Annotated in this window: 18 protein-coding genes; 13 read left to right on the top strand and 5 right to left on the bottom strand. The window is 72.8% G+C overall.

Annotated elements, in window-relative coordinates:
• The first annotated feature begins 53 nt into the window (after positions 1-53).
• Positions 54-1,067, top strand: coding sequence for a hypothetical protein (locus tag P3T27_RS17115; RefSeq protein WP_280679216.1), 1,014 nt, complete (start codon positions 54-56; stop codon positions 1,065-1,067).
• A gap of 42 nt (positions 1,068-1,109) precedes the next feature.
• Positions 1,110-1,886, top strand: a complete 777-nt coding sequence (locus P3T27_RS17110; RefSeq protein WP_280679214.1) for an aminoglycoside phosphotransferase family protein — start codon at positions 1,110-1,112, stop codon at positions 1,884-1,886.
• Positions 1,887-2,109: 223 nt separating this feature from the next.
• Here P3T27_RS17110 and P3T27_RS17105 read toward each other — a convergent pair whose 3' ends face one another.
• Positions 2,110-2,490, bottom strand: coding sequence for a DNA cytosine methyltransferase (locus tag P3T27_RS17105; RefSeq protein WP_280679313.1), 381 nt, complete (start codon positions 2,488-2,490; stop codon positions 2,110-2,112).
• 323 nt (positions 2,491-2,813) lie between these two features.
• Here P3T27_RS17105 and P3T27_RS17100 point away from each other — a divergent pair, with 323 nt between their 5' ends.
• A complete protein-coding gene (locus tag P3T27_RS17100; RefSeq protein ID WP_280679212.1) occupies positions 2,814-3,407 on the top strand; it encodes a DinB family protein in 594 nt (197 codons plus the stop codon).
• Positions 3,408-3,928: 521 nt separating this feature from the next.
• Positions 3,929-4,072, top strand: a complete 144-nt coding sequence (locus P3T27_RS17095; RefSeq protein WP_280679211.1) for an LPXTG cell wall anchor domain-containing protein — start codon at positions 3,929-3,931, stop codon at positions 4,070-4,072.
• A 284-nt stretch (positions 4,073-4,356) separates the two neighbouring features.
• Here the strand turns inward: P3T27_RS17095 and P3T27_RS17090 are convergent, their stop codons facing one another.
• A complete protein-coding gene (locus tag P3T27_RS17090) occupies positions 4,357-5,301 on the bottom strand; it encodes an alpha/beta hydrolase (RefSeq protein ID WP_280679210.1) in 945 nt (314 codons plus the stop codon).
• A 43-nt stretch (positions 5,302-5,344) separates the two neighbouring features.
• Here P3T27_RS17090 and P3T27_RS17085 point away from each other — a divergent pair, with 43 nt between their 5' ends.
• Entirely contained in the window at positions 5,345-5,827 is a 483-nt protein-coding gene (locus P3T27_RS17085; protein WP_280679209.1) for a MarR family transcriptional regulator, read from the top strand.
• A gap of 110 nt (positions 5,828-5,937) precedes the next feature.
• On the opposite strand, the gene P3T27_RS17080 is transcribed toward P3T27_RS17085, so the two are convergent.
• Positions 5,938-7,539: an ABC-F family ATP-binding cassette domain-containing protein gene (locus P3T27_RS17080; protein WP_280679208.1), complete on the bottom strand. Its 1,602-nt coding sequence runs from the start codon at positions 7,537-7,539 to the stop codon at positions 5,938-5,940.
• Between the two features lie 336 nt (positions 7,540-7,875).
• Between P3T27_RS17080 and P3T27_RS17075 the strand changes: the two genes are divergently transcribed.
• Positions 7,876-8,796: an alpha-L-glutamate ligase gene (locus P3T27_RS17075; protein ID WP_280679207.1), complete on the top strand. Its 921-nt coding sequence runs from the start codon at positions 7,876-7,878 to the stop codon at positions 8,794-8,796.
• Between the two features lie 84 nt (positions 8,797-8,880).
• On the opposite strand, the gene P3T27_RS17070 is transcribed toward P3T27_RS17075, so the two are convergent.
• Positions 8,881-10,218 carry an FAD-dependent monooxygenase gene (locus P3T27_RS17070; RefSeq protein WP_280679206.1) on the bottom strand — a complete coding sequence of 446 codons (1,338 nt, stop codon included), beginning with the start codon at positions 10,216-10,218 and terminating at the stop codon, positions 8,881-8,883.
• Between the two features lie 456 nt (positions 10,219-10,674).
• On the opposite strand from P3T27_RS17070, the gene P3T27_RS17065 reads away from it, so the two are divergent.
• The 7 genes from P3T27_RS17065 to P3T27_RS17035 all read left to right on the top strand — a co-directional run bounded on the left by P3T27_RS17065 (position 10,675) and on the right by P3T27_RS17035 (position 18,255).
• Positions 10,675-11,844, top strand: a complete 1,170-nt coding sequence (locus P3T27_RS17065) for a magnesium and cobalt transport protein CorA (protein WP_280679205.1) — start codon at positions 10,675-10,677, stop codon at positions 11,842-11,844.
• 438 nt (positions 11,845-12,282) lie between these two features.
• Positions 12,283-13,104: an SDR family NAD(P)-dependent oxidoreductase gene (locus P3T27_RS17060; protein WP_280679204.1), complete on the top strand. Its 822-nt coding sequence runs from the start codon at positions 12,283-12,285 to the stop codon at positions 13,102-13,104.
• A gap of 400 nt (positions 13,105-13,504) precedes the next feature.
• Complete coding sequence (locus tag P3T27_RS17055; RefSeq protein WP_280679203.1) at positions 13,505-15,082, top strand: hypothetical protein; 1,578 nt, start codon at positions 13,505-13,507, stop codon at positions 15,080-15,082.
• A gap of 210 nt (positions 15,083-15,292) precedes the next feature.
• Positions 15,293-15,889 (top strand): helix-turn-helix transcriptional regulator, encoded by a 597-nt coding sequence (locus P3T27_RS17050; RefSeq protein WP_280679202.1) that lies wholly within the window; start codon positions 15,293-15,295, stop codon positions 15,887-15,889.
• Positions 15,890-15,956: 67 nt separating this feature from the next.
• Positions 15,957-16,985 (top strand): signal peptidase I, encoded by a 1,029-nt coding sequence (lepB, locus tag P3T27_RS17045; RefSeq protein ID WP_280679201.1) that lies wholly within the window; start codon positions 15,957-15,959, stop codon positions 16,983-16,985.
• A gap of 139 nt (positions 16,986-17,124) precedes the next feature.
• A complete protein-coding gene (locus P3T27_RS17040; protein ID WP_280679200.1) occupies positions 17,125-17,373 on the top strand; it encodes a hypothetical protein in 249 nt (82 codons plus the stop codon).
• Positions 17,374-17,595: 222 nt separating this feature from the next.
• On the top strand, positions 17,596-18,255 hold the full coding sequence (locus tag P3T27_RS17035; RefSeq protein WP_280679199.1) for a zinc ribbon domain-containing protein: 660 nt from the start codon (positions 17,596-17,598) through the stop codon (positions 18,253-18,255).
• 80 nt (positions 18,256-18,335) lie between these two features.
• Here P3T27_RS17035 and P3T27_RS17030 read toward each other — a convergent pair whose 3' ends face one another.
• Entirely contained in the window at positions 18,336-20,048 is a 1,713-nt protein-coding gene (locus tag P3T27_RS17030; RefSeq protein ID WP_280679198.1) for an LCP family protein, read from the bottom strand.
• Positions 20,049-20,266 lie beyond the last annotated feature (218 nt).

The following is a 20,266-nucleotide window of genomic DNA, read 5'->3' as shown; positions in this document are numbered from 1 at the left end:
TGCACCGCGGCGACCCAGATCTCCACACACTCGCCTGCGACGACATCGAGGGGATGCGGCATGCCATCCGCCACTGCGAGCGCATTCCCGGCCTGCTCGACGTCGTCGGCGAGGACCGCTGCCCCACGCTGAAGGCGTCGTGGAGTACCAATGCCTACCGCACCGGCCTCGCGCTGTTCCACGCTGGCATCACCGCCCGACCGCCCGACCGGGAGGAGAGGGTTCCGCTGCCGCGGCTCAGCGGCAAACCCCGCATCGATGCCATCTTCGAACGGTTCCTTGTCGAACGCGCCCTGGTCCTGCGGCCGGAGAGCATGTCCAGCACCCGAGGCGGGCTGCGCCGCTTCGGGCTCTGGTTGGACACCGAACGCCCGCACATCGAAAGTCTCGACCAACTCCACCGGGCCGACCTGGTCGACTTCATGGAGTCGGTCCACCGACTGCACAAGATCAAGCACCCGGACCAGCCGCTGAGCCGGGCCTACCGCGCCGGCATCATCTCCACCGTCGCCGTGCTCTTTCGCTACGCTGCAGTCGCCGAATGGGACGACGTCCCCGCCCGCCCACTGATCACGCATGCCGACAGGCCCCGCGTCATCGAACGTGTCCCCCGATTCATCCCAGCCGACCAGCTCGATCCGCTCATGGACCGCGTCCGAGCCCTCGACTGCCCACTCCAGCGGTGCGCGCTGCTGGTCGCCCGGTGGAGCGGTGCCCGCCGCACCGAGATCCGCAAGCTCCATCTCGACTGCCTCGACTCCTACCCCGACGGCACACCCCGGCTACGGCTCGCAGCGGGCAAGTTCTACAAGACCGAACTCGAACTCGGCCGCTGCCTGCGCCTGCCACAAGAGGGACCCTGCGAGTGTGAGCTCTACCTGACCTGCGCGAAGTTCGGCACCACCCCGCAATACGCTCCCCGCCTGCGCGAACGCCTCTGTGTCGAACAGCAACTGATCGCCGACGCCAGGGACCGTGGCTGGGAACACGAGGTCGAGCGGCACCAGCGCACCGCCGACCGGCTGACCAGCCTCCTGGACGACCTCGGGGAACCCCTTGATCAATGAAGGACGGACTGGTCGATGGGACAGTGCGGTAGCTTCCTCGACATGGATGAAGAGATTCTCACAGGTGGAGGGGTGAACAACGTCGTGCGCATCGGGGAGACGGTGCGCCGGCCAACTGGCCCTTGGACCCCGGCTGTCCACGCTCTCCTGAGCCATCTGGCCGCAGCCGGGTTCACCGGAGCGCCGAAGGCACACGGCGTGGATGATCGCGGCCGGGAGGTACTGGACTTCATCCCCGGACAGGTCGGTGCCGATTCGATCTTTGGGGACGACGGCGATACGCGGCTTCGCGCCGTAGGCCGACTTCTCCGCGCCTTCCACGACACGACCGCAGGCTTCTGTCCGCCTGCCGATACGATCTGGTACTTCCCATCCCGCGGCCCAGTCGAGGTCATCTGCCACGGCGACGTCGCCCCTTACAACACGGTGTTCCGCAAGGGGCTGCCGGTGGCTCTGATCGACTTCGACACCGCACATCCCGGCCCGAGAATCTGGGATGTCGCCTATGCCGCTTACCGGTTCGTCCCGCTGACCGTCGCACCCGACGAGGGTGCGGTGCCGATGGACGAGCAGGCCCGGCGACTGCGCCTGTTCTCCGATGCCTACAAGTTGGCCGACAAAGACCGCGGTGCCCTCGTCGAAATCGCGATCACGCGGCTGGAACACCTGGTTGCACACATGAAGGCACAAGCCGCCGCAGGAAGTGAGGCGTTCGCCGGGCATCTGGCCGCAGGCCACCACTTCCTTTACCAAGCCGACGCAGAGCACCTGGCGCGGCATTCGGAGGAACTCACCAGGGCGCTGAAGTCGCCGGACTGAGTAGGGACGATGCGTAGGGGCTCCCTGCGCGGTCCGACGCCACGATCGAGTGGTACTCGATGGGATGAACCTCGATCGGAAGATCTTGAAAGTGTCCAGATAAGTGAGGAAGACCCGGGCCTGGTGGTGGGGTGCCCCGACGCCGGAGGGGCGAAGCACGAGCCACCTCGCGTCGTACCGGAGCTGGGCCAGGGGGCCGATTGCCGCGCCAAGTGCCCGCAGATCAGGCTGGGTTGGGTCGTCTCCCAGACACCACGGGCAGCGTTCCACGTCGCCAGGGGAGGTGGCGACGGCGGGGGAGGTGAGGAGTCCTCGTACATTCTCGACCACCAGGAGGTGCGGGCGGAGGGCTTCGACCGCACGTGCCACGTGCAGCCAAAGGCCGGATCGGGTTTCGGAGTTGAGGCTGGCGCGGTGGCCGGCAACCGAGAGGTCTTTGACAGGGGAAACCTGCCGTGAGGACGCACACCCGCTCGACGCCGGCCCGGTTGACCGTGGTGATGTCGCCCGGATTCGGTGCGTGCGGCCAGCGCCGGGCCAGGATCTTCGAGGCGCCCGGGTCGACCTCGGCGTGCCAGGCGACCCGGCCGCCGAGTGCGGCCATGACCCCGAGGTCGAGACCTCCGTACCCGCTGCACAGGCTCCCGGCGACGGGGCCGCGGTCGGCCGTCGTGAGCGCGGGCATCATCGCCGGTTCCGGGCGGCCTGAGCGGCCGGTGCAGCCGGGGCTGGTGCAGAGCCGTTCAGATCAACTGAAACAGACGAGGTGGCGGTGTTCGAATATCGGAACTGTCCGCATGCCTGCCGCATCAGGGCTCCCGGGACGACCGGTTCGCGGCGTAGACGGCCCAGTCGCCCGCTGATGCCTTCTGAGCAACCGAGAAACCCACGCGACCGCTGTCGGTAGGTGATGCGAGACTCGGCCCCATGAAGCCCAATGATCCTAAAGACGACCTGCATCGCTACCTCAAGGCGGCCCGCGAAGCCATCATCTGGAAGCTGGACGGATTGTCCGAGTACGACAGCCGCCGCCCCCTGACGCCGACCGGCACCAACCTCCTCGGCCTCGTCAAGCACCTCGCCAGCGTCGAACTCGGGTACTTCGGCCCGACTTTCGGCCGCCCGCACAACGAATCCCTCCCCTGGCACGAGGAGGACTCCGAGCCCAACTCGGACATGTGGGCACCCGCTGACGAGTCGCGCGAGGATATCCTCAGCCTCTACTACCGCGCCTGGGCCCACGCGGACGCGACGATCGAGGCGCTGCCGCTCGATGCGATGGGCCACGTCGCGTGGTGGGGCGACGACGGCGACGTGACGCTTCAGCGGATCATGCTGCACATGACGGCCGAGACGAACCGTCACGCCGGCCACGCCGACATCGTCCGCGAGCTGATCGACGGCAAGGCCGGCATGCGGGAGACCAACAGCAACATGGATGGCGGCGACGAGGCCTGGTACCAGGAGTACTGGAACAGGCTGGAGGCGTCCGCCAAGGAGGCCCAGGCCAAGCCGAGCTGAGTTCGTTCGGGGAGGTGGGGGCTTGCCTTGGTAGCTCGCGTTGTTGCCTACCTCCCCGCCCTCATCGCATGAGGGTGTCGTCCGTTCCGCACGTTGATGACGCGAGGAGCTGTGTCATGACGGCGTAGTCCCCGGCTGTTGTCGATCGGAGCGGCGTGCGACGTCGGCAGCGTAGGCGGCCCAGTCTCCGGCGGATGCTTTCTGCCACTGGACGGCGGACTTGGATGTGGATGCCGCGCATTCGGGCGAGGATCGTGGCGGGGAGCTCGGTGGCGAGGGTGAACAGCGCGGCGGAGCGGTCTTCCCTGGGTTGGAGGCCGCCGTCACCACGTCGGACGACAAGCGCGGCGCCTGCGCCATCGAGAAGGGCTGCGAGACCGACCACACCGTCACGACCGGAAGCATCCCGTCGCCCACGCTGACGCCCACCGACGGCGGCCGGACGCCCGGCACTCCAGCCCCCCGGCCCGTCGGCCCAGGGGCCGATGGGCCCGCAGGTCCCGGCTGCTGGGGCGGTTCCGGTGGCTTCAACACCTCGGCAGACGTCGGGCGTCCTCGCCAGCACCGGCACCACCGTGCTCACCACAGCGAGGATCAGCGGCGCCCCGCTGATCCTCGGCGCCTTCACTGTCGCCCTCAGCCGACGCCGGCGCCACCAGGGCTGACCCGACGGACCCCAGGGTGGGGTGGCCGTGGCATCCAGCCACGGCCACCCCACCGTTCATCATCGATCACCTCGATCGCCAAGCTCCTCGGCGTCAGCCCCGGCACCCTCTACACCCACATCCCCGACCTGCAGGAACTCCGCGCCGCCGGCCGCGTCCCGAAGGGCGCCGAGTCCTCCATCGACATCCCGCTCGACACCGTGAACTGACGCCGGCACACCGAAGGCGGGGCCGCCCGGCAGCACGCCGGGCGGCCCGACGCCGTTCGCGGTACGGGGGCGCGCCTACCCGGCCGGCGTCGGTACGGCGCCCGTGGCACGGACGCGCTGACGCAGGAAGAGGGCGGCGCGGTCCAGGGCCTCGTCGGCCTCGTCGAGGACGCCGGCGAAGGACTGGAACACGTGCGGCACGTCGGCGGTGACGTCGAGGATGACGTCCACGCCCGCCGCGCTCGCCCGTGCGGCCAGCCGGGTGGAGTCGTCCAGCAGCACCTCGTTGGCGCCGACCTGGATCAGCATCGGCGGCAGGCCGGTCAGGTCGGCGTGGACGGCCGGGCTGAGCAGCGGGTGGCGCGGGTCGGCTCCGGCGAGGTACAGGGCGCCGGTGTGTTCGAGGGCGGCGCGGGTGAAGATCGGGTCGATGCCCTCCTTGGTCTCCATGCTCTCGCCGGTGCGGGTCGCGTCGGTGCCCGGGGAGAAGGCCAGGACGGCGGCGGGCAGCGGCAGGCCCGCGTCCCGGGCGGCGAGGCAGGTGGTGACGGTGAGTCCGCCGCCGGCGGAGTCCCCCGCGAAGGCAATGGCGGAGGGGGCCGCGCCGCGGTCGAGGAGGGCGCGGTAGGCGGCCAGGGTGTCCTCGATGGCGGCGGGGAAGGGGTGTTCGGGGGCGAGCCGGTAGTCCAGCGAGTAGGCCGGCAGACCGGTCCTGGCCACGAGGTGCCCGGTCAGCGAGAGCGCGGTCTCGGGCGAGCCGAAGACCCAGCCTCCGCCGTGGAAGTACAGGATCGTCCCGGTGCCGTCGTCGGTGCCGCCGCCCGGTCCTGCCGCCGGCTCCACGCGCAGGGCGGGCCGGCCGCCGAGCGTCGTCGGCGCGGTGCGGATGCGGTCGTGCGGCACGATCATCCGGGCCATCAACTCCCGGAACCCGGCCCGGATCTCCTCGACCGACCGGGGTCCGTCGGGGCCCGGCTGCCGCAGGATCCCGTCGACCCGGATGCGCTGCTCCCTGCTCATGGGCACACTCCCGCCACAAGTAGCTTCCCGTACACTATATGCTGTGGAATATACATTGAGCGGAGCCCACGCCGCAGCTGACTTCTCCGAGCTCTTCGCCGACCTGGTCCGGTGCGAGACGCGCCTCTACCACGCCCTCGGCGAGCGGCTCCGCGAGCGGCACGGGATCGTCACCTCGCAGTACGAGTTCCTGAGTTACCTGCGCGACCACCCCGGCTGCCGGGTGGCCGACCTCGCCGCCGAGTTCGCCATCGGCGTCGGCGCGACCAGCAAGGGCATCGACCGTCTGGAGAAGCAGGGGTGGGCCGCCCGCCGGCCGAACCCGGCCGACCGTCGCTCCTCCCTGCTGGCCCTCACCGATGACGGCGCCCGGCTCGTCGCGGAGGCGGAACGGACCTTCACGGACGGCCTCGCCGAACTGCTCGGGGGCGCCCTCGACGAGCCCGCGCTGACCGCCCTCGGCCGGGCCCTCGCGACCCTGCGGGCCGCGCTCGAACGCGACCAGGTCGGCACGCCCGCGGGCTGACAGGTCGACAGGCCGACACCGAAGCGCGGGAAGTCGACCGGGCCGACTTCCCGCGCTTCGCCCGTCCCGGGGCTACTCCTTCGGGGCGCGGCGGTGTCAGGCGGCCCCGCTCACGCCAGGGTGACCAGCTCCAGGTAGGAGTCGTGCCAGAGGTCCTCGTCGCCGTCCGGGAGGAGCAGGACGCGGTCGGGGCGCAGGGCCTCGATGGCGCCCGGATCGTGGGTGACCATCACGATCGCGCCCGGGTAGGTGCCGACCGCCGCCAGGACCTCGGCACGGGAGGCCGGGTCGAGGTTGTTGGTGGGCTCGTCGAGCAGCAGCACGTTGGCGCCGGAGTGGACCAGACCGGCCAGCGCCAGCCGGGTCTTCTCGCCGCCCGAGAGCACCCCGGCCGGCTTGTCGACGTCGTCGCCGCGGAACAGGAACGCGCCGAGGACGTGCCGCAGTTCGCCGTCGGTGAGGCCGGGGGCGGCCTGGGCGAGGTTGTCGCGGACGCTGCGCGCCGGGTCGAGGGTGTCGTGCTCCTGCGCGAAGTAGCCGAGCCGCAGGCCCGGACCGGGGACGACCCGGCCGGAGTCGGGGCTCTCGTGGCCGGCGAGGATGCGCAGCAGGGTGGTCTTGCCGGCGCCGTTCAGACCGAGGACGACCAGTCGGCTGCCCCGGTCGACGGCCAGGTCGAGGCCGGTGAGCACCGGGCGGTCGGCGTAGGCCTTGGCGAGGCTGATCGCGCCGAGCGGCATCCGGCCGCAGGGCGCGGGTTCGGGCAGCCGGATCCGGGCCGTCCGCTCGGCCTGCCGGACGGGTTCGAGCTCGGAGAGCAGCCGGTCGGCGCGGCGGGCCATGCTGCGGGCGGTGGTGGCGGTGGCCACGTTGGCCCGCATCCGGTCGGCCTGGGCGTGCAGCGCGGCGGCCTTGCGTTCGGCGTTGGCGCGCTCCCGGGTCCGGCGGCGCTCGTCGGCCGCGCGTTGGGCGAGGTAGGCCCGCCAGCCGGTGTTGTGGACGTCGATCGCGGCGCGCTGCGGGTCCAGGTGGAAGACCCGGTTGACGGTGTCGGCGAGCAGGCCGAGGTCGTGGCTGATCAGGACCAGCCCGCCCTGGTGGGCCGCGAGGAAGCCGCGCAGCCAGGTGACGGAGTCGGCGTCCAGGTGGTTGGTGGGCTCGTCGAGCAGCAGGGTGCCGTGGTCGGCGAACAGGATCCGGGCCAGCTCGACCCGGCGGCGCTGGCCGCCGGAGAGGGTGCCGACCGGGGCGTCCATGACCCGGGCGGGAAGTCCGAGCCCGGCCGCGACCCGGGCGGCCTCGGCCTCGGCCCCGTAGCCGCCCCGGGACTGGAACTCGGCCTCGGCCCGGGTGTAGGCGTCCATCGCCCGGCGTTCGGCGCCCGGGTCGCAGGCTTGTGCCATCGCCTCCCCGGCGGCGCGCAGCGCGCGGACGGCGGTGTCCAGGCCGCGGGCGGACAGAATGCGGTCGGTGACGGTGGCGGACGGGTCGGCGGCGCGGGAGTCCTGCGGGAGGTAGCCGGCGGGGCCGGTGCGGGTGACCGTGCCGGCGGCGGGCGGAAGCTGCCCGGCGAGGGTGGCCAGCAGGGTGGTCTTGCCGGCGCCGTTGCGGCCGACCAGGCCGATTCGGTCGCCGGGGGCGATGTGCAGGGTGACGTCGGACAGCAGGAGGCGGGCGCCGACGCGCAGGTCGACACCACGGGTGGTGATCATGGGATAACGCTCCGAAACAGCGAACGGACACACGGGTGGCGTGGAGGCGGGTCCGTTGGCTAGGAAATTCGGGGCGTAGACATGCGGTCCAGGCTAGCGGGGCGGGCGGAGCGTCCGCATCCGAATTACCGGCGCCCGCCGCACCCCTGTGCGGCCTCGTGCACCTGCGCGGCCCCGTACACCCGCGCGGCTCCGCCCACCCGCGCGACGCACCCCCTGCCCGGCTCCGCCCACCCGCCCGGCTCTGCCCACCCGCGCGGTTTCGGCCAGCGGACCCGGAGTTGGCGCGCGGCGCCGTCTTGCCGGGGCCGGGGGCACCCCGCTTCCATGGCCCGCATGGGTCGACGTGAGCTCGTTCTCCTGACTGATCACAGTTCGACCGAAGGCAGCCGGGACACCCTCGTCACCGCCGTCCGGACGGTCACCGGCCGGGCGCCCGTGCTGCTCGATGCCCGGCACTTCATGACCGGCGGGGGCGGCCGGATCGGCGCGGACGGCGCGGGCGGGCTGCGCCTGGAGGCGGCGGGACGCAGCGTGGCCGCCGACACCGTCGTGGTCTACGAGATCCCGCCGCACCGGCGCCGCGACTTCGCGTCCTGCCAGCGGCTGCTGCGTGCGTGCGGCGCCCGTTCGCTGGGCACCGACCCGCAGTCCTGGCGGGCGGCCACCGAGAAGGACATCACGGTGGCCTGCTTCACCCGCGACCGCGTCGCGCACATGCCGACCGTCGCACTCTCCCGGCCGAGTCCGCGGGCCGCCGCCGAGGCCTTCGACCGGCTCGGCGGCGACGTCTGGGCCCGGCCCTGTGTCGGGATGGGCGGCGACGACGTCTTCCACGTCACCGACCACGCCCAACTCGCCGCCGCTACGCGGCACTACGAGCAGGAGGGGGCGGACTGGCTGATCGCCCGGGACGCCCGCAACTTCACTCCGGACGGCCGCCGTCACCAGTACCGGGTGGTGGTGCTCGACGGTCGCGTGGTCCGGGTCGTCGAGCATGTGCAGGCGGACCCGGACGCCCCCTGCAACGAGAGCCGGGGCGCCGTCTCCACCCTGTTGGCGGACGCCGAACTGCCGGACGGCCTGGCGGACTTGGCGATCCGTGCCGCCGCCTCCCTCAAGCTGCCCCTGGCCGGCGTCGACCTCGCCGCCGAGAGCGGCGGCGTGGTCTTCGAGGTGAACGTCCACCCGGCGTTCGGCCACGGCGCCCTGGAGCAGGTCGCCGTGCCGTACGTGGCCGCACACCTGGGCTGGTAGGCGCGCGCCGGACCCGGTGCCGGACCCGGCCGCGCATCGGGGCAGGTGGGCACCCGTTGCTCCGGCGCCGCGCCCGGGTGGGGGTCAGCTCCGCAGGATGGCGCCGAGGAGGGCCGGCCGGAAGAGCAGCGTCGGCGGGGCGACCAGGGACATCACCTCGTGGAAGGCGGCGGTGACCGCCGGGTCGTGGGCGGCGCCGGCCAGCACCTTGTCGAGGAAGCGGTGCTGGAACTTGAGCAGGGCGCCGGAGGGGCCGCCGGTGGTGGCGGCGAAGCGGACGTCCTCGGTGCAGGACATCACCCACGCGTTCTTGGAGACCGCCGTGATCTCGCGCCGGGCGTCCCGGGCCGTGGCGTGGCCGATGCCGCCGTGGCGCAGTACGGTGCGCCGCAGCGACCGGGCGCAGAGCAGGGCGACGGTGACGCCCTGCCCGTACACCGGGTTGAAGGTGCTCGCGGCGTCGCCGACCACCACCAGGCCCTCCGGGGCGCCGCGTTCGTAGTGCCGCCGCACGCCGGGGCCGGGGACGAAGCCGCGCACCTCGCCGGCCGGCTCGGCCTCCTGCAGCGCCTCGCGGATGCCCGGGTCGCGCAGCAGGGCCACGTGCTTGGCGAACCCGGCCTCGCCGGGCTCGGGTTCGGCGCCGCGCATGCCGGCGACGCTGACGATCCAGCGGTCCCCCTCGACCGGCAGCAGCACGCCCATCCGGGGCGCGTCGGGGGCCTTGGTCTGCAGGTAGATCGCCTTGCAGCCGAGGTCGACGCCGGCCGGGCGGTGGAACAGCCGGGAGGAGTACGCGACGCCTGCGTCCACCCGCTCCTCGGTCACCGGCGGGTGTCCCAGCTCCGCCAGCCAGTCCGGCACCGCCGTCGAGCGGCCGGCCGCGTCCACCACCAATTCGGCCGGTATCTCCCTGACTTCACCGTGTTCGGTACCGCGCTCGCGGACCTTCACCCCGGTCACCGCGGGTGCCGACCCGAGCAGGCCGACCACGTCCGTGCCCTCCAGGAACTCGATCGACGGCTCGGTGCGGACCCGGTCCAGCACCGCCTTGTCCAGCACCGGCCGGGTGCAGGAGAGGAAGGCGAGCTGCGCCGGGTACAGTGCCATCCACCCCGCCGAACTGAGCCACTTCAGATCACCCGAAGCGGCGACCAGGGTCGCGCCGGCGTCCAGGAGCTCCTGTTTGATGCCGGGCATCATCTCCTCCAGCGCCCGGTGCCCGGCCTCCAGTACCAGGTGGGCGTGCCGGCCCTGCGGCACCCCCGCCCGGAACGCGGGCTCCGCCGGGTAGCGGTCCCGCTCCACCACCACGATGCGCTCGGCGAAGCCGCGCAGCGCCCAGGCCGCCATCGCGCCGGCCAGCCCGCCGCCGATCACCACCGCCGTGCCCCGCCCGGGGGTCGTCTCCGAAGAAGTCATGACACGTAGCGTAGTTGGACGGTCGCCGTCCGGTAATCGCATCGACAGGACCGAAGCGGCCGCCGTGGGAGGTCGTTGACGCCCGAGCGCGCCGGGCGCACGACCGCGCCCGAACGTCTCCGCGCGGGACCCCGAGGCGCGTGGTGGGAGTCACGCGGGAGCGGGTACTAGACTCGGCGGGGTTGTGCAGGCGCCTCTTCCGGTGCGCGAGCGCGCGGAGACGAGGAGGTGAGAGCCGTGGAGTGCAGTAGTCCGGGTCGAAGTCGGCCCCGCCCCCGGTTGTCCCGCACCACTCGCGGCACCCGGCGTTCCTCCTCCCGTACGGCTCCCGCGCGGCGCTGACCTCGTCCTCGGCGAGGTGCCGCCGGTCGCGCCGTACGCGTGGAGGCCGGCCGGGCGCCTCCGGCCCGCTGTTTCCGAGCGGCGGCCGGGCACCCACCGTGGAGGTACCCCGCCATGTCCGACTGGCGAGTGCGCGCCGTGCGCGCGAGCAAGCGTCCGTTCTCCCGCCCCGCCGCAGGCCCCGGTCCCGCCGACACGCAGCCGGCGCCCGAGCACTCGATGGATCCGCGGCCCGACCAGCTCGCCGAACCGGTCGCGCTGGAACGTTCCGTCGTGGACGCGGCGGTCTACCGGGACGGGCGCCGGATCGACACACCGGCCAGCCTCGCCGACATCTACCGCGAACTGCCCGACCGGCCCGGCGCGATGGCCTGGATCGGCCTGTACCGCCCCGCCGAGGCACAGCTGCTGGAGGCCGCGGACCGGTTCAACCTGCATGAGCTGGCCGTCGAGGACGCCATCGTCGCCCACCAGCGGCCGAAGCTGGAGCGCTACGGCGACACGCTGTTCGTGGTGCTGCGCGGCGCGCGCTACCTGGACGAGGCGGAGGAGGTCGACTTCGGCGAGATCCACCTCTTCGTGGGCCCTGACTTCGTGCTGACCGTCCGCCACTCCCAGGCGCCGGACCTGTCCGCGGTGCGCCGCCGCCTGGAGGCGGACCCGGAGCTGCTCGCGCTCGGCCCGGAGGCGGTGCTGTACGCGGTGCTGGACGCCGTGGTCGACGGCTACGCCCCGGTGATCGCCGGGCTCCAGCACGACATCGACGAGATCGAGACCGAGGTGTTCGGCGGCGACCCGCAGGTGTCCCGGCGCATCTACGAGCTGTCCCGCGAGGTGATCGAGCTCCAGCGGGCCACCCGGCCGCTGCTGGAGATCATGAAGAGCCTGGAGGCGGGCTTCGGCAAGTACGGCACCGACGACGAGCTGCAGCGCTACCTGCGCGACGTCGCCGACCACGCCACCTACGCCGCCGAGCGGGTGGACGGCTTCCGGCAGATGCTGCAGAACATCCTGACCGTGAACGCCACGCTGGTCTCGCAGCGGCAGAACGAGGAGATGAAGCAACTCGCCGAGGCCGGGCACGTGCAGAACGACGAGATCAAGAAGATCTCCTCCTGGGCGGCGATCCTCTTCGCGCCGACGCTGATCGGCACCGTCTACGGGATGAACTTCGAGATCATGCCGGAGCTCAAGTGGGCGTTCGGCTACCCGTTCGCGATCGGGCTGATGGCGTTGGTCTGCACCGGGCTGTACCTGATCTTCAAGCGCCGTAACTGGCTCTGACGCGGCGCCGGTAGCGCTGCCGGTGGCGGGGCTGGGGCCGGCGCCACGGTCGGCGGCGCGGCACCTGCGCGCCGGCGGCCGCCGCCGCAACCGCCGCCGCCCGTACGGTTGTTCGCCGGGCGTCAGGGATTCGTCAGGGCGTCGGCGTGGCGCTTGCCCCGGCCAGGGCCCGCGGGTTGGATGAGGAGCATGAACCGCCCGGTACGCCATCACGACCGCCCGCCGCATCCGCGGCCGCCGGTCCGCGTCGCCGTGGCCGCCATCGCCGTGCGCTGAACCGCGCCTCCCCGCCGGAGGGCACGGCACGTGCCGCGCCCCACCCCGCCGCCGGTCGGCGCGGGGTGGGGCGGGCGCGCGAACTCCGCATCTCGTCAGGTCTTTTGAGCCCGCACCCCGGCCCGAGCAGGGCCGGCGGTGCCCCGCACCCTGGGAACGGTCATGTCCGAATCCGTCCTGTCCGCCCGTACTGCCCTCGTCACCGGCGCCTCCTCGGGCATCGGCTGGGAGACCGCCCGGCTGCTCGCCGGGCTGGGTGCCACCGTGCTGGTGCACGCCCGGACCACCGCCGAGGCCGAGGCGGCCGTCGCCCGGCTGGTCGACGCCGGCGCTCGACGGGACCAACTCGTCGAGCTCGCCGCCGACTTCACCCACCTCTCGGAGGTCGCGGTGCTGGCCGGCACGGTCGTCAAGCACTACCCGGCGCTGGACCTGCTGGTCAACAACGCCGCCGCGGTGGCGCCCGAGCGCTGCACGCTGACCGACGACGGCAACGAGGTCTCGCTGCAGGTCAACTTCCTGGCCGCGCACCTGCTGGCCAAGCTGCTGCGCGCACCGCTCTCGGCGGCCGGCGACGCCCGGATCGTCAACGTCTCGTCCTCGCTGCACCGGACGGCGTCGATGAACTGGTCGGACCCGCACCGGGTGAAGAAGTACTCGCGGGTCGCCGCGTACGCGCAGTCGCAGCTCGCGCTCACGATGGCGACCGCCGACATGGCTCCGGCCGGCTCCGGCCTCACCGCCGTCAGCCTCAACCCGGGCCTGTGCGACACGGCGCTGCTGCCGCTGTACGGGCGGGTCGGCGCGCCGGCGGCGGAGGGGGCGGCGGCCGTCGTCCGGCTCTGTCTGCCGGAGGTCGCGGTCACCAACGGCGCCTACTACGACGGTGGTTCGGTCGCGCCCGTGGCGCCGGCGGCCCAGGAGGAGCGCTCGCTGAAGCGCCTGGCCAAGCTCGCCGACCAGCTGGTCGGCCAGGCCGCCTGAACTCCGGCCCCCGACCGCATTCCGACCGCATTCCGACCACACGTCGACGACAGGGGAGCAGACGATGTCCAAGCGCGCCCGCAAGAAGAGGGCCCGGCGGAAGAAGAAGGCGAACCACGGCCGCCGGTTCGGTCAGGGCTGAGGCCTCGACCGCCTCCCCCCGATGCAGGGGGGAGGCGGTGGCCGGAGCGGCCGGGGCCGGGGCCGGATGCCGGGGAAGTGCCCGGCCGGACGCTAAGGAAGCGTCAAGAAGGGTGCCCGGCGGTGTCAAGGAGCCGTCAGGGAGCGGCTCACCGCAGGTGGCACGGCACTAGCGTCACCCGGCGGAGAGAAACGGTTCTGCTCCGGTTTCGGCAGGAAACCCAGCAGACCGTGCAACGGGGGAAAGGGACGTGCGGTCATGACCACCTCGGCAGCGGGCAGAGCGGCCACCACGGGGGAGACGGCCCCGGCGGAATCAGCCCCGGCGGAAGAGCCGGGCCCAGCAGCGCGCCCGGCCCCGGCCGGGCCGCCGCGCGCCCCCCACCGCATCCCCCCGGGCGCCCTGGCCCGGCTCGGGCAGGGCGCCCGGGCGGTCGGCAGCCGCGCCTACTGGACCACTCCGCGCCTGGTCCGCGGCCTCACCGCGCTCAGCCTGGCCACCCTGCTCGGCCTCGGCGCGACCGCCACCACCGTGCTCGGCGGGGCCCGCGACGGCACCGACACCATCGGCCACCAGGCCGCCCCACAGGCCACCCGCGCCGCCGACCTCTACTTCGCGCTCAGCGACATGGACGCCCAGGCCGCCAACCTGCTGCTGGTCGGCGCCGACCCCGACTACACGACGCTGCGCAAGCAGACCCTCGACACCTATGAGCAGCGCCGGGCCCAGGCCGACAACGACCTCCAGCAGGCCGCCCAGGCCGCAGCCGCCGACCCGGCCGGCCAGCGCGCCGTGCAGCAGGTGCTCGGCCGGCTCGGCAGCTACGAGGCCCTGGTCGCCCGCGCCCAGCTGCTGGAGGAGCAGGCCAAGGCCCCGGCCGGCCAGCCCTCGCCCGCCGCCCTGGACGCCTACCGCCAGGCCACCGATCTGCTGCGCCAGCAGCTGCTGCCGGCCGCCGACCAGGTCACGGCCGCCAACGAGGCCACCGTCGAGCAGGTCTACACCGAGCACCGCGACGCCCTCGGCAGCGGCTGGTGGTGGCTGCTCGCGGTCGGTCTGGTCGCGCTCGCCGCCCTGCTCGGGCTCCAGCGCGCGCTGGCGGTGCGCTACCGCCGGGTCGTCAACCCGGCGCTGGCCGGTGTCACCCTGCTCACCGGCGTCGCCCTGGCGATCGGCCTGCACCTGGTGAGCCGCGCCGACGACCACCTGGTGACCGCCAAGAGCAACGCCTACGACTCGGTGATCGCGCTCAGCCGCGCCCGCGCCGTCGCCTTCGACATGAACGCCGACGAGAGCCGCTACCTCACGGACCCGTCCCGCGCGGTCGCCTACGAGCAGAGCTTCCTCGACAAGACCCAGGCGATCGCCCACCTCGACGGCGCCACCCTCGCCGGCTACAACGCCCAGCTGGCGGCCGCTGCGGCAAGGCACCGCGCCGACCACGCGGCCGTCCCCTTCGGCGGCTACCTCGGCACCGAGCTGCGCAACATCACCTTCCCCGGCGAGCAGGACGCCGCCGATCGGGTGCTGACCGCCTTCCAGCAGTACCAGCAGGACGACCGGAAGATCCGCGAGCTGCGCGACGCCGGTCGGCTCAAGGAGGCGGTGACGCTCAACACCGGCCTGTCCCAGGGGCAGTCGAACTACGACTTCGACCAGCTGAGCACGGCCATCGGGGACACCATCGCGGTCAACGCCACGGCGATGGACTCGGCGCTCGCCGCGACCGACGGCGACCTCGACGCCACCACGGAGGCCCTGGCGGCGGGGGCGCTGGCGGCGGCGCTCGCCCTCACCGCGCTGGGCGTGCGGCCGCGCCTGCGCGAGTACCGGTAGCACCGCCGCGCGGCGGGGCCCGGTGGCGAGGAACACCGCCACCAAGCCCCGCCGCGCGTGGGCAGGGGTGCCGGAAGGGCCTGCGGGCGGGGCGGTGACGCCGGCCTGGCGGGCGGGCTTGTCCGTGATCGCCGGGACGGCGGGTGGGTACGCGGGCCTGCCGGTGTGCCGGTTTGACAAACGCCCTTGCCGTCCTGGCACATGGCAGGCATGGCCGACGAAGACTTCGAGAACGTCCTCACCACGGTGGGCCCCCGGCTGCGCGCCCTGCGGCGGGAGCGTGGCACCACCCTCGCCAAGCTGGCCGCCGCCACCGGGATCTCGCTCAGTACCCTGTCCCGGCTGGAGTCCGGGCAGCGCAAGCCGACCCTGGAGCTGCTGCTGCCACTGGCCCGGGAGTACCGGGTGCCGCTGGACGAGTTGGTCGGGGCGCCGGCCACCGGCGACCCCCGGATCCACGCCCGCCCGGTGACCAGGAACGGTCAGACCATCCTCCCGCTCACCCGGCACCTCGGTGGCCTGCACGCCTACAAGCACATCATGCCGCCCGGGCGGGGCACCGAGCCCGAGCTGGACCTGAAGGTGCACGAGGGCTACGAGTGGCTGTACGTCCTGAACGGCCGGCTGCGGCTGGTGCTCGGCTCGCACGATCTGGTGCTGACGACCGGTGAGGCCGCCGAGTTCGACACCCGCACCCCGCACGCCTTCGGCAACGCCGGATCGCAACCGGTGGAGTTCCTCAGCCTGTTCGGTCCGCAGGGTGAGCGGATCCACGTCAGGGCGCGCCCGGGAACCTCTGTTCGGTAGGTTCGTTCCCTGACAGCGGGGGTTTCCGATCCGGACTCCCGCCAGGCCGTCGGGAGGGGCCGAGAAGATGAGTGTCCAGCAGAGCACGGAGTCCGGCGAGAGCGGTGGAAGCGGGGAGCGCGGCACGGCCGGCGCGCCCGAAGTCCCGGGCGGGGCAGGGTCCTTCGAGGTGGCCGGCGGCGATGGTGGCCGGGCCGGCGGTGGTGGCGACGGTGGGACCGGTCCGGGCGGGGGAGCCGACGGCTCGGGCGGTGCGGAACCGGGGGCGAAAGCCGGGCGGAAGAAGCGTCCGTTCTGGCAGGAACTCCCGATCCTGCTGGTGATCGCCCTGCTGCTGTCGCTCGGCATCAAGACCTTCTTCGTCCAGGCCTTCTCGATCCCCTCCGGTTCGATGCAGCAGACCCTGGAGATCGGCGACCGGGTGCTGGTCGACAAGCTGACGCCCTGGTTCGGCGCGAAGCCCGAGCGCGGGGAGGTGGTGGTCTTCCGCGATCCGGGCGGCTGGCTGGAGGGCGCGCCGACGCACTCGGACAACTCGGTGATGAGCTCGGTCCAGAAGGCGCTGAGCACCGTCGGCCTGATGCCCTCGGCGGACGAGAAGGACCTGATCAAGCGGGTGATCGCGGTCGGCGGGGACACCGTCGAGTGCAAGGCGGGCGGCCCGGTGAAGGTGAACGGCGTAGCGCTGGACGAGCCGTACCTGTTCCCCGGTTCGACGCCCTGCGACAACGATCCGGTCGGCATCGTCACCGTCCCCAAGGACAAGCTCTGGGTGATGGGGGACCACCGCAACAACTCGCGGGACTCCCGCCCGCACCACAACGAGACCGGCGACGGCTTCGTGCCGGTCGGGAACGTGGTGGGCCGGGCCTTCGTGGTGGCCTGGCCGCTCACGGACTGGTCCACCCTGCCCGTCCCGGACACCTTCGACAAGGTGCCGGCGGGCGCGGCCGCCCCGGTGGAGACGCCGTCGGTGCCGGACGCGGTCGGGCTGGCGGCCGTCGTGCCGTTCGCCCTGTGGGGCCGGCGCCGGAGCGCCCGCGGGGCCGGGCCGTCCCGGGGCGGCCGCTGGAGTGCGCTCCGGGGGCGCCGCTGAGGCGGGCCGGGCTTCGGTGGAACTCCTCCCGCCGCGCTCTACACGCCTGTAGAGTTTCCGGGGTGAGCTGCACGCCTGGTCGCGTGGCCGCCCGACCCGGGGAGGCCGCGCGCCGGGGCCGGGTCGGGAGGCGGGAGCCGTGGTGGAGAGTCGGCGCAGTCCGGCGGGCGTCGGGGAACCGGCGGGCCCGGACGTCCAGTGGGTGTACCAGCCGGTCGAGGTGGACCTCGGTGACGGCACCTGGGCGTCCGGGCGGATCAGCGGCTGGTGGCAGGACGCCGCCGGGCAGCGGTGGTGCCGGCTGCGGGTGAGCCGCAGCGGGCGACCGGCCGGCTGGGAGCGGTTCGACCCGGCGCGGATCCTGCTGCTACCGGTCGCGGGGCTCTGAGGCGTCAGCCGGAACCGGCTCGGCTGAACCGAGTTGATCGGAACCGGGCCGGTGGGTCCGGACGTCCCCTGGGACGGCGATCACGCGGCGTTGTCCACGAGAGATTCACAAGATATGACGGCATGTGCGATTCTGTGCAGCGCCCCGTGACCCGCCCCATCCGTGTCGGCACCTTGGGGGGCCGGGGACCGCCGACATGCCACTTCACCGACCGGGGACGACGTGAGTTCCGAGATCTACTTCAGCAGCAACTACCGCGACATGTGCGAGCAGCACGGCACCGGCGCGGGCTTCCAGTTCGAGTTCTCCTGCTACCGCTGCTCCGACACCTGGCGCTCGTCGTTCGAGGCGTTCACCACCGGTCAGGTGGCGGGCTGGATCGGAAAGGGCGTCAGCGCCGCCTGGAACCTCATCGGTGGCAACGCCAACACCATCAGCAACGCCGCCGACGGCCTGGCCGGCCACACCTGGGGCAACGCGCGCGACGCCGCCTTCCAGCGGGCGATCACCAACGCCCAGACGCACTTCAACCGCTGCGCGCGCTGCACCCACTACGTCTGCGGCCGCTGCTTCGACCCGGGCCAGGGCCTGTGCCACAACTGCGCCCCGGACACCGCGGCGGAGGCGATGGCGGCGCAGCGCCGCGGCCTCAACGACATGGTGTCCGACCGCTCCTACCAGCAGGGCCAGCAGTCGGGCGCGGAGTTCGACGTGCGGACGCCGCGCCAACTGGTCTGCCCGCAGTGCTCGGCGGAGACCCACGGCACGCCGTTCTGCCCGGGTTGCGGCTTCCGGCTCGCCCAGCCGACCCAGTGCGGGCAGTGCCACCAGGACATCCCGGAGGGCGCCGCGTTCTGCCCGTCCTGCGGCACCAGGCGCTGAGCCCACGAGCGTCACGACGGCGGGGCGCCCCCGGACCAGGTCCGGAGGCGCCCCGTCGTCGTCGTGGGGTCCGGTCCGGATCAGCCGTACGAGACGTTGGCGCACGGGTCGTCGTCGGCCGAGCGGGCGGCGGCGGCGACGCTGCTGGGCACCGGGGCCGGAGCGGCCGGGGCCCCGTCGGTCGGCGCGCCGGTGGCGGCACCGGCCGGGTTGGCGGTGGCGAAGTCATGGCCGAGCACCACGCTGACGCCCTTGCCGCCGGGCTGCACGGTGGCGCCCGGGAACAGCTTCGCGACCGCGTCGGCGGCGGCGCGCTCGCCCGTCCCGTACTCGACGACCGTGGTGGCGCGCGGTTTGCCGGTCGCGTTGCCGACGGTGGTCACGGTGTAGCCGGCGCCCTTGACGGCCTCGGCGGCCTTGCCGCCGAGCCCGTTCGCGCCGGTGCCGTTGAGCACGGCGACCTTCACGTCGGCGGGCTTGACGTCGCCCGCCTTGGCGTCCGGTGTGGGGGTGGCGGTGGGAGACGGGGTGGCCTCGGCGGCGGGGGTGCCCGGCGCGGCGGAGCCCGGGGCGGCCGGGGCGGTGGCGCTCGCGTCCTGGCCGTCCAGGGTGCGGTCGGCCTTGAGCGCGGCCCAGAGCTGGTCCACGTCGGGGTGGACCAGGGCGACCCGCGGGCCCTCGTAGCGCCACGGCGCCGTCACGAACTTGACGTCGTGCAGGTCGACGTCCTTGAGCGAGGTGGCGAAGGAGAGCAGCTTGGCCGCCGAGCCGAGGTCGGGGTCGACGGTGAGCGACTTGGTCGCCGCGTCGGCGAGCGGAAGCAGGGTGGTCGGGTCCATGCCGCGGGACTTGACCTCCTTGATGAGCGAGGAGAGGAAGGCCTGCTGACGCTTGGTGCGGCCGATGTCGGAGCCGTCGCCGATGCCGTGCCGGACCCGGACGAAGTCGAGCGCGGACTGGCCCTCCACCTTCTGCTTGCCCTTGGGGAAGATCAGTTTGCCCTTCTTGCCCAGGTTCGGGTTGAGATCGCCCTCGTAGATGTTGTTCGGCAGGCAGACCTCGACGCCGCCGACCGCCTTGGTCATCGAGGCGAAGCCGTTGAAGTCCACCACGATGGTGTGGTCGACCCGCAGGTTGGTCAGCTTCTCGACGGCGTTCTGGGTGCAGGCCGGGTTGCCCTGGTCGGTGTCGCCCACCGAGAAGGCGCTGTTGAACATCACGTTGTTCTGCTGCTTGGTCCACGTGCCGTTCGGGAGCTTGCACGGCGGGATGGTGACCAGGGAGTCGCGGGGGATGGATATGCCTATCGCGTGCTTGTGGTCGGCGTAGACGTGCAGCAGGATCGCGGTGTCCGAGCGGGCGCCGCCGTCCCCGCCGCCGCCCAGGTCGCTGTTGCCGTTGCCGCGGCTGTCGGAGCCGATCAGCAGGACGTTGACCGGGGTGCGGCCCTGGGCGTCCGGGGCCGCGGCGGCCGGGCGGTCCTTGCTGAGGGCGTCGCCGTCGAAGGTGGTGAGGTTGCTGTTCAGGCGGTAGTAGACGGCGCAGCCGCCGAGGACGAGGAGGGCGGTGCAGCCGGCCGTCACCCAGAGCACCTTCTCCTTGGTGCTGCGCTTGGGCTTGGGCTTCGCCCGGCCGGTGTGACGGCCGTCGGCCTGGCCGGTGTGGCCGTCGGATTGGCCGGTGTGGCGGCCGTCGGCCCGGCCCGCTGCTCGGCCGTCGGCCTGGCCCGGCTGTCGGCCGTCCGCCCGGCGTGGCGAATTTCCGGCTTTGGGGGAACCCCTGCGACCCGACACGTCGTCATCCTCCACAGTTGCCACGAAACCCCCGTCGGACCGGCGGGCGCGCGTGACCGGGGCCGGAGCCGATCCGGGCAGGCCCGTCGGTAAACTTCTACACCGCTGTAGAACTTCAGTGGAGCATACTAGGCGCAGATGAGAAAACCACCTGGTCAGACCAACGGATCCGGTCGGTCAGGCTCTTCTGTGCTGCTCAGAACCCGTACGAGGAGCAC

Origin of the sequence: Kitasatospora sp. MAA19 (assembly GCF_029894125.1) — a bacterium.
In the GTDB taxonomy this organism is placed as follows: Bacteria; Actinomycetota; Actinomycetes; order Streptomycetales; family Streptomycetaceae; genus Kitasatospora.
This window is presented reverse-complemented; position numbering and strand designations above follow the sequence as displayed.